We start from the raw sequence: 14,250 nt of genomic DNA, 5'->3' as shown, positions 1-14,250 counted from the left end.
TCGAGGACCCACTCGGGATGGCCGCTGGCCTCGACCAGCCGGTTGAAGGCGATCAGCGCGCCGCGCTCGCGCCAGTGGCTGTCGGTCAGGCGGTAGAGGTCCTGCCGCTTGGCGGCGATCAGCACGGGCCGCAGGTCGATGCCGGGCGCGCCGCAGGCGGCGGCGTCGCGCAGGATGAGGTCCTGCTCGGTGGGCGAGAGCGGCGGCAGGGCCCAGTCGGGCGCATATTCCGGATAGATGGCGGCCGGCGACGGCGCGATGGAGAAGATCGGCCGGATGCCGCGCGCGCCGAGCGCGCGGGCCGCCTGGCAGACGAACTGCGCATAATCGGCCGCGCGGCGGCGGTCGAGCTCGCGACCGGTGGATTCCAGCAGACCCTCGGTCAGGAACATGTGGCCGGCCTTGCCCTCCACGGCTGCGGCGAGCTCGCCCGCCGCGCCGGCGTCGACATCCTCGGCGCGGTTGGCGATGGCGGCGGCGAGATCGGCCTGGCCGGATGCGCCGGGACGCGTGGCGCGGCCGAACAGGCGGTTGTTGGCGGCGATCATCCCGTCGCGGAAGGCGAAGTGGTCGGCGAGGTAGGCGTCGATCCGGCGCGGCAGCCTGGCCCAGTCGGCGAGGCGCTGCGGGCGGGGCGGAGCGCGCGCGAGGAGGCGGTTCTCGACCGGCGACATCGCCTTGAACGGCCGCAGCGGGATCGCGACCACCGGGACCAGCAGCATCGCCAGCAGGGCCAGCGCCAGGCCGCGGCGGGGGCGGGTGAGAAGCGCCATACCGCGGCTCAGAACCGGAAGTAGAGGAACGGGCTGTAGGTGCCGGCCGCGACCCGCAGCAGGGAGGCGCCGAGCAGGACGAGGCTCGCGGCGTTGTCCCCCCAGGCGAGCGCCGGCCCGAGCCGCAGGCGCGGGAGCCGCCGGCGCGGCAGGCCGAAGACTGCGAGCAGGCCGCCGATGGCGAACACCCAGAGCTGCTGCTTGCGGAACGCGAGCGCCATGGCCGGCCCGAAGCCGCCCAGGCCGTTCACGCCGAGAAGGCCGCGCCAGACCGCCACGGCCTGGCCCATGTGCGGCGCGCGGAACAGCACCCAGCCCAGCACAACCACCAGCAGGGCGTAGAGCCAGGCCAGCGGCGGCGGCAGCCGCCGAAGCGCCGGCCCCAGGCCCGCCCGCTCGAGCACCAGGAAGAGCCCGTGCCACGCGCCCCAGAGCACGAAGGTCCAGCTCGCGCCGTGCCACAGGCCGCAAAGCAGGAAGACGATCACCAGGTTGCGGTAGGTGGAAAGCGCTCCATGCCGGTTTCCCCCCAGCGGGATGTAGAGATAGTCCCGGAACCAGCTCGACAGGCTCATGTGCCAGCGCCGCCAGAACTCGGTGATCGAGCGCGAGGCGTAGGGCGTGCGGAAATTGCGCGGCAGCCGGAAGCCGAACGCCAGGCCGATCCCGATGGCCATGGTCGAATAGCCGGCGAAGTCGAAGTAGATCTGCAGGGTGTAGGCGAGCGTGCCGGCCCAGGCTTCCAGGAGGTCGGGCCGGGCGGTGCGGTCGAAGCAGGCGTTAGCCAGGGGCGCCAGGGGGTCGGCCAGCAACAGCTTCTGCGCCAGGCCGATGACGAAGATCCGCAGGCCCGCCGAGACCAGTCCCAGGCTGTGGCGGCGCACGCGCAGCCGCCGCGCGATGGTCTTGTAGCGGACGATCGGCCCCGCGATCAGCTGCGGGAACAGCGCGATGTAGAGCGCCACCTCCGAGAGCCGCCGATTGGCCGCAAAGCGCCGCCGGAAGGTGTCGATCAGGTAGGAGAGGCAATGGAAGGTGAAGAACGAGATCCCGAGCGGCAGCGGGATGTGCGGCGGCTGGAGCGCGATGCCGGCCGGCGCGAGCAGCGGATCGAGGCTGCGGACCACGAAATCGGCGTACTTGAAGACGCCCAGCGCCGCAAGGTTGACGGCGGCGGCGGCGCCCAGCGCCCAGCGCCGCGCCCTGCCCTCGCGCGCATCGATCGCCAGGGCGGCGGCGTAGTTGAACAGCGCCATGGCCACGATCAGCGGCACGAAGCGCGGCTCGCCCCAGGCGTAGAATGCGAGCGAGGCGGCGATCAGGACGGCGTTCTTGGCGCGGATTCCGCGGACCGCGAAATAGACGGCGAGGCAAGCGGGCAGGAAGAAGAACAGGAAGGTCGGCGAGGCGAAGAGCACGAGCGGTCAGGCGTCCGCCGCAGCGGGCGGCGGCGCGACGAAGCCGCCGACCGCCTCGTCGATGGCCTGGGCGAGCGCCAGGGTGCGCGCATCGCCGCCGCGCGGTCCGATCAGCTGCGCGCCGACCGGCAGGCCCGCCCCCGTGCGGCCGGCCGGAACGGTGGTGGCCGGCAGGTGCAGGGCGGTGGCCAGCGAGATCCAGCAGACCATCGAGGTGTAAGGAACGGCGGCGCCCGTTGAGAGCCTGAGGCTCCGCTTCTGGAATGGCCGATGGTCGTGCGGGAAGGCGGGCACGGGTGCGATGGGCGCAAGAATGGCGTCGAAGCGCTCGAACGTCGCGTCGATGTCGTGCCGCAGACGGCAGCGCACGGCGTCGGCCGCCATCCATTCGCGGTGGGTGGCCGTGTAGGCGAGCGCCATGGCCGAAGCGGAGTGCGGGTCGGCGTCGCGCTTGCGCGCGATCTTGGCGAGCGCCCGCATCATCTGCATCTGCCGCAGGGCCGCGGGAGGAAGGTCCTCCGAGAGCACGGCGCCGAGGAGCATCAGGTAGGCGCTCAGCAGCGCCCGCGCGTCCACCGGACAGGGGATCGTCGTGACCTCCGCCCCTTGGGCCGCGAGCGCGCCGGCGAAGCCCTCCAGCACCGAGCGCACCTCGGGATCGAGTGGGAACGACGGCTCGTCCAGCCACAGGCCGATGCGCGCGCCCTTGAGCTCGGCCGCCGGCGCCTTGGCCGCCACAGAGCCGCCCGCGAGCACTGCCAGCAGCAGCCGGAGGTCGCGGGCCGAGCGGGCCATCGGTCCCACCACGTTGAGGTCGCGCTCCGTCCAGGAGCCGGGCCCGGGCGGAACATGGCCGTGCTGGGGCACGAGCCCCCAGGTGGGCTTGTGGGAGAAGACGCCGCAGAAGTTCGCCGGGACGCGCAGCGAACCGCCGATGTCGGAGCCGATCTCCAGCGCCGTGACCTGTGCGGCCAGCGCCGCAGCCGCGCCGCCGGACGATCCGCCCGGCGTCCGCGTCGGATCCCACGGGTTGTTGGTCGTCCCGTAGAGGTCGTTGAAGGTTTGCCAGTCGCCGGCCATGACCGGGGTGTTGGTCTTGCCCCAGATCACCGCGCCCGCCGCCTTGGCGTGGGCCACCGCGGTCGCATCCTCGGCCTGCCGCTGGCGCAGGGCCGCGAGCCCGGAGGAAGCCGCCATGCCGACCGCGTCGAAGGTGTCCTTGACGGTCATCGGCAGGCCGCCCAGGAGGCCAGGCGCCTCGCCTTTGGCGCGGAGATCGTCGATCGCCCGGGCGCGCTCGAGCGCGCGTTCCGGATCGGCCATGACGACCGCGTTGAGGCCGGCATGCAGCCGGTCATGCCGGGCAAGCGCGGCCTTCAGCAGCTCGGCGGCCGAGATCCGCTTCTGGGCCAGCGCGGCGAGCTGGCCGGTGGCGTCGAGATCGAGGATGTCGGCCATGGGTCAGCGCCCCTTGGAGAAGCCGAGGACGTCGGCCATGTCGTATTCTCCGGGCGGGCGGACTGCGACCCAGCGGGCGGCGGCGAGCGCGCCGCGGGCGAACAGGCCCCGATCGCGCGCGGAGTGGGAAAGCGTCAGGATCTCCTCCTCGCCGGCGAAGATCACCGAATGCTCGCCGACCACGCCGCCGCCGCGGATCGCCGCGAAGCCGATCTCGCCCGCCGGCCGGGGGCCGGTGATCCCGTCGCGGCCACGCTTGGCGACCGCCGCCAGGTCGACGCCGCGGGCCTCGGCGGCCGCCTCGCCGAGCATCAGCGCCGTGCCGGAGGGCGCATCCACCTTGCGCGCGTGATGCGCCTCGAGGATCTCGATGTCGAAGGCCTCGCCCGGCAGGGCGTGCGCCGCCTGGCGGACGAGACCAACGAGCACGTTGAGGCCCAATGAGAAGTTGCCGGCCCGCACGATGGCCACCGTCCTGGCGGCCGCCTCCATTGCGGCGAGTTCGCTCTCGCGGAAGCCCGTCGAGCCGATCACCAGCGCCGGACCGCCCCGCGCGGCGGCGGCGGTCGCCAGATCGGCCGAGGCGGCGGCGGCGCTGAAGTCGATGACGACATCGGCGGCCGCGAGCGCCGCGGCCCGGTCGACCAGCCCCTCGCCTTCAGCGCCCGGACGGTCAAAGCGCGCCGCGAGCGTCAGCTCCGGATCGGCCTCCACGAGGGCGGAGACCGTCCGGCCCATGCGGCCGAGCGCGCCGGCGACGGCGATCTTGAGCGGCTGGGACAGAGCGCGCCTCCCCGGCGAGCGGCTTCGAAGGCCGTTAGTCTCGCGAGGGAGGCGCCTTGGTCAAGCCGCGGTTAGGCCGCTGCGGGTTCTGGGAGGTTCATCAGCTTGCGCAGGGTGGTCCTGGCCACGCTGGGCCGGCCGGCCATCCGCTCGAGCCAGCCGAGCAGCGGCGAGCCCGCCATGATCTCTGCGCCCTCCGGCGTTTCGGGGAACATGTCGAGATGCGCCACGGCCATCAGGTCGGCGAGGCTGACCCGATCGCCCGCGAAATAGGCCTTCTCGCCGAGAAGCTCCTCCAGCGCCGCGATGCAGGTCCTGGACTGCGGCAGGGCCTTGGCGATGGCCTCCTCGTCCGGCGCCAGGCCGAGGAGCGGCTTGATCAGCCGGTTGAAGCCGACGCCGGAGGAGATCGAGGGCATGACGTACCAGTCGACGATCCCCATCACCTGGTTCATCCGGGCCTGGGCGCGCGGATCGGCGGGCGTGAGCCTGGGGCCTTCGAAGACCTGGTCGATGTAGCGGATGATGGCCTGGCTCTCGTACAGCCGGAAACCGTCGTGCTCGATCACCGGCATCCGGCCGAACGGGTGCCGGGCCAGATGCTCGGGCGTCTTGGTGCTGCCGAACGCCATCGCCTCGATGCGATAGGGCGCGCCCTTCTCCTCGCAGGCCAGGAGCGGCATGCGGACGTAGGGACTTCCGGGGATGCCGTAGACGATCACTTCGGACATGGTTTTCTCCTCTTGTCCGGGTGGAAATCAGGATTCGGCGGCGGCCTTGTAGTGCTCGAGGATCACGCCCCAGCCGCCGTCCATGCGCGCGGCGGTGTCCAGCGCGCCTTCGCCGAGCCCGCCCAGGCTGCGATGCTCGAAGTCGACGCGGCAGCCGTCGTCGCCCAGATCGGTGAAGCGGACCTCCACCTCGGTGTGCACGCGCGGATCGCATTCGAATTTCGCGTTGATCCGCCAGGCGAGCAGCAAGCGATGCGGCGGCTCCCAGGCGAGCACCTCGCCCCAGTCCTCCTCGCGACCAGCGTCATCGACGCCATACCAGCGACCGCCGGCGCGCGGCTCGATCACCGCCTTGGCGAGAGCGCCTTCGCCGATGTGGTGCGTCCTGGGCCACCAGCGGTCGTGATACTGCGTGAACACGCGGAAGGCCTTCTGCGGCGTAGCGCGCACGGTCAGGACCTTGCGGATCGGCGCGGGCGTGATGATGCGGTTCACTCAGTCCCCCTCCCTGTCGTCGCCTTCGACTTCCGCCCGGAAGGCCTCCAGGGCGGCGTCCCAGAACTGGTCGAGCCAGGTGCGGATCGGGCCGAGCCCCTCGGGGTCGATCCGGTACACGCGCCTGGCGCCTTCGGGGCGATCGCTCACCAGCCCCGCCTCCTTGAGCACCTTCAGATGCTGGGAGACCGCCGGCCGGCTGACCGGCAGCCCGTGCGCCAGCTCGCCCACCGAACGCGGCCCGCGGGCGAGGCGCTCGAACACCTCGCGGCGGGTCGGGTCGGCCAGGGCGGCGAAGGCATGAGAGTTAGCCACGGCTTACGGTAAGCTTGCACTTACGCGCCTGTCAAGCGGCGCCGAGGTTGTTTCGGGAACCCGGCGTCTCTATAGGTGGCGCCCTGCCGCAGTCTTGGGCTCGAGGATGCCGCCGCCGGATGAGCGACGCCGAAAAACGCACCTTCACTGACGAGGAGGCCCTCGCCTTCCACCGGCATCCGACGCCGGGGAAGATCGCCATCGTACCCACCAAGCCGATGGCGACGCAGCGCGACCTGAGCCTCGCCTACTCGCCGGGCGTCGCCGCCCCGGTGCTGGCCATCGCGAAGAATCCCGACGAGGCCTACGACTACACCTCCAAGGGCAACCTGGTGGCGGTGATCTCCAACGGCACCGCCATCCTGGGCCTCGGCAACCTCGGCGCGCTCGCCGCCAAGCCGGTGATGGAAGGCAAGGGTGTGCTCTTCAAGCGCTTCGCCGACGTCGACGCCATCGACATCGAGGTCACGGCGACGGACCCGGACGAGATCATCACGGTGGTCAAGAACATCGGGCCCACCTTCGGGGGCATCAACCTCGAGGACATCAAGAGCCCCGAGTGCTTCCGCATCGAGACCGAGCTGCAGGAGCTCCTCGATATCCCGGTGTTCCACGACGACCAGCACGGCACCGCGATCATCTCCACCGCCGGGCTGATCAACGCCTGCGAGATCACCGGGCGCAAGCTGAAGGACGTCAAGGTCGTGCTGAACGGCCCCGGCGCCGCCGGCATCGCGACGCTGGAGCTGATCAAGGCCATGGGCGTGCCGCACGGCAATGTCATCGCCGTGGATTCCAAGGGCGTCCTCTACCAGGGCCGCACGGACTCCATGAACCAGTGGAAGAGCGCCCACGCGGTGCCCACCGACAAGCGCACGCTGGCCGAGGCGCTTGAAGGCGCCGACGTGTTCATCGGCCTGTCGGTGAAGGGCGCGCTGACCAGCGACCTGGTGAAGAAGATGGCCAGGAAGCCGATCATCTTCGCCATGGCCAATCCGGACCCGGAGATCACCCCGGAAGAGGTCTACGCGGTCCGCCCGGACGCCATCGTGGCCACCGGGCGCAGCGACTACCCAAACCAGGTGAACAACGTCCTGGGCTTCCCCTACATCTTCCGCGGCGCGCTCGACGTGCGGGCCCGGCGGGTGAACATGGAGATGAAGATCGCCTGCGCCCAGGCGCTGGCGCAGCTCGCCCGCGAGGACGTGCCCGACGAGGTGGCCGCCGCCTACCACGGGGCGCAGCTGAAGTTCGGTCCCGAGTACATCATCCCGACGCCGTTCGATCCCCGGCTGATCTGGTACATCCCGCCGTTCGTCGCTCAGGCGGCGATGGACACCGGCGTCGCGCGCAAGCCGATCGACGACATGGACGCCTACCGCGCCTCGCTGGCGCAGCGGCTCGACCCGACCGCGGCCTTCCTGCAGAAGCTGCAGGGCGCGGTGCTGGCCGCGCCCAAGAAGCGCATCGTCTTCGCCGAAGGCGAGGAGCCCTCGGTGATCCGCGCCGCCTACGCCTTCCAGTCGGGCGGGCTGGGCGATGCGATCCTGGTCGGCCGCGAGGAGCTGGTGCACGAGAACATGCGGCTCGTGGGCCTCGATCCGGCCGAGGTGAAGCTGGAGATCGTCAACGCCCGTCTGTCGCACCGCAACGCCGAGTTCGTCGACTACCTCTACGAGCGGCTGCAGCGCGAGGGCTACCTCAAGCGCGACGTCCAGCGGCTGATCAACCAGGACCGCAACTCGTTCGGCGCCTCGATGGTGGCGCTGGGCCACGCCGACGGCCTGGTGACCGGCGTCACGCGGGCCTTCGACCAGGCGCTGGAGGAGATCCTGCGGGTCGTCGATCCCGCGCCGGGCGGACGCGTGCTCGGCATGAGCGTGGTGCTGGCGCGCGGCCGCACCATCTTCATCGCCGACACCAACGTCACCGAAATGCCGGAAGCCTCGGACCTAGTGGAGATCGCCTGCGAGGCGGCGCGCGCCGTGCGCACCTTGGGCTACACCCCGAGGCTCGCCTTCATGAGCTACTCGGCGTTCGGAAACCCCATGGGCGACCGCTCGGAGCGGGTGCGCGAGGCGGTGGCGATCCTCGACCGGGCCGAAGGCGTCGACTTCGAGTACGAAGGCGAGATGCCGCCGGAACTGGCGCTGGAGCCCGAGCGGCGCGGCAACTATCCGTTCATGCGGCTCTCGGGGCCGGCCAATGTGCTGATCATGCCCGCCATCCATTCGGCGACCATCTCGACGCAGCTGATCCAGTCGCTGGGCGGGGCGACGGTGATCGGCCCGATCCTGCTGGGCCTGGAGCGGCCGGTGCAGATCTGTCCGTTGTCGGCCTCGGTCTCCAAGATCCTGCAGATGGCCACCGTCTGCGCCTACGACCGCCCGCTGGTGGAGGCGGAGTAGCCTCGCAGGAAATAGCCCGTCCTCCCGGACGGACCGCAGGTCCGATCCGGGATCCAGGAGCACACCGCCCCTGGGTCCCGGCTCTTCCCCGACTTTCGCCGGGTTCGGCCGGGATGACGAAAAAATGCCGACAATCCTTCCGCCCTGACGCCGTTATTGCTATGCCCCGCGCCCTTCGGGGGATGGGCATGGCGACGAGCCTCGGCATCGACTTCGGCACGACCAACACCGTCGTGGCGCTGGCCGAGGCGAGCGGGCCGGCCCGGCTGGTGCGGTTTCCGGCGCCGGAGGGCGAGCTGTTCGCGTTCCGCAGCTGCCTGTCCTTCCACGCGCCCGCGGAACGGCCCGCCGAGCGCACGATCGCGGCCGGGCCGTGGGCGATCGAGGCCTATGTCGAGGACCCGGTCGAGACCCGCTTCATCCAGTCGTTCAAGATGTTCGCGGCCGCCGAGAGCTTCACCGAGACGCAGATCCTGGGCCGCCGCTACCGCTTCGAGGACCTGCTCTCGACCTTCCTGCTGAAGCTGCGCGACTATGGCGGGCGCGAGATGGCCGACCCGCCCGGGCGCGTCATCATCGGCCGCCCGGTGACCTTCGCCGGCGCCGCGCCCTCCGAGCCGCTGGCGCTTTCGCGCTACGAGACCGCATTCCGTAGGCTGGGGTTCTCCGAGATTCTCTACGCCTACGAGCCGGTCGGGGCCGCCTTCTTCTTCGCGCGCAGCCTGGCCGCGGACGCCACGGTGCTGGTCGGCGACTTCGGCGGCGGCACCAGCGACTTCTCGATCATCCGCTTCGAGCGCCAGGCGGGCGAGTTGCGCGCCGCGCCCCTGGGCCGCTCCGGCGTCGGCGTGGCGGGCGACGCCTTCGACTACCGGATCATCGATGCGCTGGTCTCCCCGGCGCTCGGCAAGGCTTCGAGCTACGTGAGCTACGGCAAGGTATTGCCGATCCCCAATCGATACTATGCCGCGTTCGCCCGTTGGGACCAGTTGGCGCTGATGCGGGCGAGCCGCGACATGCGCGAGATCCGCGCCCTGGTGCGCGCGGCGAGCGAGCCCGCGAAGATCGCCCGCCTCGTCGAGATGCTGGACGAGAATTACGGCTACCGGCTCTATCGCGCGGTCTCGCGGCTGAAGGAGGCGCTGTCGCTCGAGCCGCGCGCGGAGTTCCGCTTCGAGGCGGGCTCGATCTCCATCGTGCAGGAGGTGGCGCGGCCGGAATTCGAGCGCTGGGTCGCGCCCGAACTGGCCCGGATCGAGGCGGCCGTGGACGCGGCGCTCGCCGACGCCAAGCTGACCCCGGGCCAGATCGACCGCGTGTTCCTGACCGGCGGCTCGTCGCTCGTCCCGGCGGTGCGCGCGATCTTCCACCGCCGCTTCCCGGCCGAGCGGATCGAGACCGGCGCGGAGCTGGAATCCATCGCCTCCGGCCTGGCGCTGATCGGCCGCGAGCGCGACCTCGGGCGATGGACGATGTCCCGCGCCTCTCCCCGCTGAGCGGGGAGAGGCGGTCATTTCCGCAGGCTCGGGTTGTCGAAATCGAGGTCGGCGGCGGGGATCACCTCCAGCTTGGGCGCCTCGGCCTTCAGGCCCGCCGTGAAGGCCTTGGCGTCGCCGGCGACGATCACGCTGGCGCCCTTGGGGTCGAGCACGCGGGCGGCGAAGGCCTGCACCTGCGGCGCCGTCACCGCATCCACCTTGCCGGTGTAGCGGGTGATCTCGTCGAGCGGCACGCCGTAGAGCGCCAGATTGCCGAGAATGTCGGCGAGGCCGCCGGTGGTCGCCAGATCGCGGCCGAAACCGCCCACCAGCACCGACTTGCGGGCCTTCAGCTCCTCCGCGCCGGCCGGGGCGGCGGCGAGCTCGGCCATCTGCTGCTCGATCAGTTGCAGCACCTGCGGCGCGGAGGCGTTCTTGGTCTGGGCGGCGGCCCGGAACGAACCCGTGGTGCGGTTGGCCGCGAGCCGCGAGGAGGCGCCGTAGGAGAGGCCGCGCTTGATGCGGATCTCCTCGTTCAACCTCGCCGAATAGCCGCCGCCGAGCACGGTGTTGGCGACGATGCCGGTGTAGTAGTCGGGGCTGCTGCGCGGAATGCCGGGCTTGACCACCGTGACCGCCGCCTGGCCCGTGCCCGGTAGGTCGATGGCGATGGCGCGTGGGGTCGGGTTCGGCCGGATCGCCGGCGGCGGCGGCAGCGGCGCCGCGGGTTTCGGCCAGCCGCCGAACGCCTGCTCGGCGAGCGCGAAGCCCTGCTCGGGCGTGATGTCGCCGGTGAACACCAGGATGGCGTTGTCCGGCCGGAACCATTGCCGGTGCACGGCGGCAAGGTCGTCGGGCTTCAGCTTCGGCAGGCTCTCGGGCGTGCCGGAGGGCACGTGGCCGAACGGCGTGCCGCCGAACACCACCGGGGCCGCCGCAAAGGCCGCGAGCTGGCCCGGCTCCTGATAGGCCACCTGCAGGGAATCCAGCGCGAGCTGACGTTGCCGGGCGAGCTCCTCGGCGGCGAAGGCCGGATCGCGGGTCACGTCGGCCATGATCGGCAGGGCGATGGTGAGCTTGTCCGGCATGACATTCAGCGTGACGGACGAGGCCTCCAGGCCGCCGGCGGAATCCAGGGTGGCGCCCAGGCGCTCCACCTGGCGGGCGATCTCCCGCGCCGAGCGGCTCTTCGTGCCCTCGGTCAGCATGCCTGCGGTCATGGCGACGTCGCCGGCCAGGCCGGGCGGATCGGCCCAGGCGCCGGTCTTCAGGGTGAGATCGGCGGTGACCAGCGGCAGGGCGGACGAGTGGGCCACGATCACCCTGAGCCCGTTGGCGAGCGTCCGCTCGGCCGGCTTCGGCAGCACCGGCTGCACCGCCTTGCCGATCGGCGGCGGCTTCTGGCGCTTGTCGGGCGGGGCGAGCGTGAACACCGGGCCCGAGTAGGTCGCCACCCGCTTCGGCGGGGCCGGCTCGGCTGGCGGCGCCTCGCCCTTCGGCCGCTCGCTCTCGGGGCGGTAGCGGACCGTCATCCGGGTGTTCGGGTCGAGGTACTTCTGCGCGACGCGTTCGACGTCGGCGGCGGTGACGGCCTGGATCGCGTTGAGGTCGGTGTTGGCTTTGGCCGGATCGCCCTCGATCCACTTGGCGTAGCCGAGCGCGAAGCCGCGGCCCTCCAGGGTCTCGCGCTCGCGCAGCTTGCCGGCGATCAGCTGGTTCTTGGCCGCTTCCAGCTCCTCCGCAGTGGGCGGGCTGGTCCGCAGCCTCTGGACTTCGGCGAGCAGGGCCTTCTCGCCCTCGTCGATGGAGTGGCCGGACGCCATCACCGCCCCGACCATGAACTCGCCCGGCTGCTGCGGCAGGTCGGCGTTCGAATAGACCTCCGTCGCGATCCGCTTCTCATAGACCAGGCTGTCGTAGAGCCTGGACGACTTGCCGGCCGAGAGCACCGCGTCGAGCACGGTCAGCGCCGGGGCGTCGGGACTTCGGGCCGAGGGCGCGAGCCAGGTGATGGCCAGCGCCGGCAGCGGCACGTTGGGGCCATAGCCGTTGAACACGCCGGGGGCCTTGCGTGGCGGCTCGACCGCCGTGACCCGCGGCATCGGCGCCTTCGGGTTCTGCAGCGGGCCGAAGTACTTGTCGATCCAGGCGTTGAGTTCGGCGGGGCTGAAATTGCCCACCACGATCAGCACAGCGTCTGCGGGCCGGTAGTAGGTCTGGTGGAAGGCCCGCACGTCATCGAGGGTGGCGGCGTCCAGGTCGAGGATCGAGCCGATCCCCGGCCGTTGGTAGGGGTGCACCCGATAGGTGGCTTCGGGCACGTAGAGCGAGAACAGCCGCCCGTAGGGCGCGGCCAGCACGCGTTGGCGCAACTCCTCCTCGACCACCTGGCGCTCGGAGGTGAAGTTGGCCTTGTCGACCACCAGCGAGCCCATGCGCTCGCTCTCCGCCCACAGCAGCCGCTGCAGATGGTGGGCCGGGACCACCTCGTAATAGTTGGTGAAGTCGTCGTAGGTCGAGGCGTTGTTGAGCCCGCCGACATCCTCCGTCAGGCGGTCGAAGCTCTCCGGCGGCAGGTCCTTGGTGGCCTTGAACATCAGGTGTTCGAACAGGTGGGCGAAGCCGGAGCGCCCCTGCGGATCGTTCTTCGAGCCGACGCCATACCAGACCTGCACCGAGACGTTGGGCGTGGTCTTGTCGAGGGATTCCAGAACCGTGAGCCCGTTCGGCAGCACCCGCCTGGTGAAAGGGATCGGCGGCACGGTCGCGGCCTGGGCGGCCGTGCAAACCGCCAGGGCGAGGACGAGGCCGAGGCCGGCGAGGGCGTGGCGGAGCATGGCCGAGATCCGAAGTTCAGAGACTTGAGAACCCTTAGCACCGCCGCGCGCGGTGGGAAGCTTACCGCTGGTTCATGCGCGCTTGGCTCGCGCCGCGATCCGGCCCTACGATGACCCAGGGTCAGATAAGGGCGGGCGATGATCGACCTGAGGCTTGCGAGGATTCTGACGCGCTGGGCGCTGGGGGTTGCCGTCGCGTCGGGGCTGGCGACCGCCGCCGCCGCCGCGATCCAGGAGCCGGTCCACACGGAAAACGGGCTGGTCGCCGGCATGCCCTCGTGGGGCCATGGCGTCAGGGTCTTCAAGGGCGTCCCGTTCGCCGCCCCGCCGGTGGGACCGCTGCGCTGGCGGCCGCCGCAGCCGGCCGCGCCCTGGAAGGGCGTGCGGGCCGCGACCTCGTTCTCGCCGGCCTGCATGCAGCAGATGCGGCCGCGCGGGGTCGCACCCTGGAACACCGGCGAGAACGGCTATTCCGAGGACTGCCTCTACCTGAACGTCTGGACGCCGGCAAAGAGCGTCGCCGACCGGCTGCCGGTGATGGTCTGGATCTATGGCGGCGGGGGCCGCGAGGGTTCCGGCGCCGAGGCCCTCTACGCCCCCGACAACCTCGCCAAGCGCGGCGTGGTGGTGGTGAGCTTCAACTACCGGGTCAACCTGTTCGGCTGGATGGCCTCGCCCGAGCTCACCGCCGAGAGCCCGGACCATGCTTCCGGCGACTACGGCGCGCTGGACCAGGTCGCGGCGCTGAAGTGGGTCAGGGCCAATATCGCCGCGTTCGGCGGCGATCCGGAGAAGGTGACGATCTTCGGGGAATCGGGCGGCAGCCGCAGCGTCAACTGGCTGATGGCCTCGCCGATGGCGCGCGGCCTGTTCCGCGGCGCGATCGCCCAGTCGCACACGGTGTTCGACCGCATGCAGACGCTGAAGGAAGCCGAGGCGGACGGCCGGGCGTTCCAGGCGCGAGTCGGCGTGGCCCCGCTCGCCAAGCTGCGCGCCTTGCCAGCCGCCGAGCTGCTGGCGATCTATCTCGACACGCCCGATCCGCAGAAGCGGATGAACGCCGCCATCGTCGACGGCCGTTTCCTGCCCGCCGACATCCGCACGATCTTCGAGCAGGGCCGGCAGAACGATGTGGCGCTGATCACCGGCGGCACGGCCGACGAGCCGGGCGGGCGAACCCATCCGGGCGGCCCGCCCACGACCGCGGCCGACTACGCCGCCTGGCTGAAGAGCGCCTATGGGCCCGCGGCGGAGCGGCTGCTCGCCGCCTATCCCGCGACCAGCGACGCCCAAGCCCAGGCGAGCTACCACGCGCTGCTGCGCGATGCGAACTTCTCGGGCCATCGCACCTGGGCGCGCCTGCAGACCCTGACGGGCAAGCAGCCGGCCTTCCTATATCTGTTCAGCCGCGCCCCGCCGGCCTACGGGCCGGACGGGCGGCCCACGCGGCGGGCGGGCGCGCCGCATGGCTCCGACGTCGCCTACGCCTTCGACAACCTGCGCTACGCCGACCTGCCGTGGGATGCGGGCGACCGGCTGATGGCGGACCTCACG

Annotated in this window: 11 protein-coding genes; 3 read left to right on the top strand and 8 right to left on the bottom strand. The window is 71.2% G+C overall.

Features of this window, described 5'->3' with window-relative positions; genetic code table 11:
* The 7 genes from VLI41_RS14850 to VLI41_RS14820 all read right to left on the bottom strand — a co-directional run.
* Positions 1-773: alginate O-acetyltransferase AlgX-related protein (locus VLI41_RS14850; protein WP_325268860.1), on the bottom strand; the 773-nt coding region annotated here is incomplete at its 3' end.
* An 8-nt stretch (positions 774-781) separates the two neighbouring features.
* Positions 782-2,191: an MBOAT family O-acyltransferase gene (locus tag VLI41_RS14845; protein WP_325268859.1), complete on the bottom strand. Its 1,410-nt coding sequence runs from the start codon at positions 2,189-2,191 to the stop codon at positions 782-784.
* Positions 2,192-2,197: 6 nt separating this feature from the next.
* The gene (locus tag VLI41_RS14840) at positions 2,198-3,649 is read right to left on the bottom strand and encodes an amidase family protein (protein ID WP_325268858.1); all 1,452 of its coding nucleotides are present in this window, start codon (positions 3,647-3,649) and stop codon (positions 2,198-2,200) included.
* Between the two features lie 3 nt (positions 3,650-3,652).
* A complete protein-coding gene (dapB, locus tag VLI41_RS14835; RefSeq protein WP_325268862.1) occupies positions 3,653-4,432 on the bottom strand; it encodes a 4-hydroxy-tetrahydrodipicolinate reductase in 780 nt (259 codons plus the stop codon).
* Between the two features lie 71 nt (positions 4,433-4,503).
* Complete coding sequence (locus tag VLI41_RS14830; RefSeq protein WP_325268857.1) at positions 4,504-5,163, bottom strand: glutathione S-transferase family protein; 660 nt, start codon at positions 5,161-5,163, stop codon at positions 4,504-4,506.
* A gap of 27 nt (positions 5,164-5,190) precedes the next feature.
* Positions 5,191-5,658, bottom strand: coding sequence for an SRPBCC family protein (locus VLI41_RS14825; protein WP_325268856.1), 468 nt, complete (start codon positions 5,656-5,658; stop codon positions 5,191-5,193).
* Positions 5,659-5,973: a metalloregulator ArsR/SmtB family transcription factor gene (locus tag VLI41_RS14820; RefSeq protein ID WP_325268855.1), complete on the bottom strand. Its 315-nt coding sequence runs from the start codon at positions 5,971-5,973 to the stop codon at positions 5,659-5,661. It abuts the gene before it with no gap.
* Positions 5,974-6,092: 119 nt separating this feature from the next.
* Here VLI41_RS14820 and VLI41_RS14815 point away from each other — a divergent pair, with 119 nt between their 5' ends.
* Together VLI41_RS14815 and VLI41_RS14810 are read left to right on the top strand one after the other, a co-directional pair.
* Positions 6,093-8,381 (top strand): NADP-dependent malic enzyme, encoded by a 2,289-nt coding sequence (locus VLI41_RS14815; protein WP_325268854.1) that lies wholly within the window; start codon positions 6,093-6,095, stop codon positions 8,379-8,381.
* A 188-nt stretch (positions 8,382-8,569) separates the two neighbouring features.
* Positions 8,570-9,877, top strand: coding sequence for an Hsp70 family protein (locus VLI41_RS14810; RefSeq protein ID WP_414692570.1), 1,308 nt, complete (start codon positions 8,570-8,572; stop codon positions 9,875-9,877).
* 14 nt (positions 9,878-9,891) lie between these two features.
* On the opposite strand, the gene VLI41_RS14805 is transcribed toward VLI41_RS14810, so the two are convergent.
* Complete coding sequence (locus VLI41_RS14805) at positions 9,892-12,696, bottom strand: pitrilysin family protein (protein WP_325268853.1); 2,805 nt, start codon at positions 12,694-12,696, stop codon at positions 9,892-9,894.
* A gap of 138 nt (positions 12,697-12,834) precedes the next feature.
* On the opposite strand from VLI41_RS14805, the gene VLI41_RS14800 reads away from it, so the two are divergent.
* The coding region (locus tag VLI41_RS14800) for a carboxylesterase/lipase family protein (RefSeq protein ID WP_325268852.1) at positions 12,835-14,250 on the top strand (1,416 nt) is incomplete at its 3' end.

The sequence above is a fragment of the Phenylobacterium sp. genome (assembly GCF_035475775.1).
In the GTDB taxonomy this organism is placed as follows: domain Bacteria; phylum Pseudomonadota; class Alphaproteobacteria; order Caulobacterales; family Caulobacteraceae; genus Phenylobacterium.
This window is presented reverse-complemented; position numbering and strand designations above follow the sequence as displayed.

Coding starts and splice junctions, on each gene's coding strand:
- VLI41_RS14810 (WP_414692570.1), top strand. CDS start 8,570: ATGGCGACGAGCCTCGGCATCGACTTCGGCACGACCAACACCGTCGTG.
- VLI41_RS14815 (WP_325268854.1), top strand. CDS start 6,093: ATGAGCGACGCCGAAAAACGCACCTTCACTGACGAGGAGGCCCTCGCC.
- VLI41_RS14840 (WP_325268858.1), bottom strand. CDS start 3,649: ATGGCCGACATCCTCGATCTCGACGCCACCGGCCAGCTCGCCGCGCTG.
- VLI41_RS14830 (WP_325268857.1), bottom strand. CDS start 5,163: ATGTCCGAAGTGATCGTCTACGGCATCCCCGGAAGTCCCTACGTCCGC.
- VLI41_RS14805 (WP_325268853.1), bottom strand. CDS start 12,696: ATGCTCCGCCACGCCCTCGCCGGCCTCGGCCTCGTCCTCGCCCTGGCG.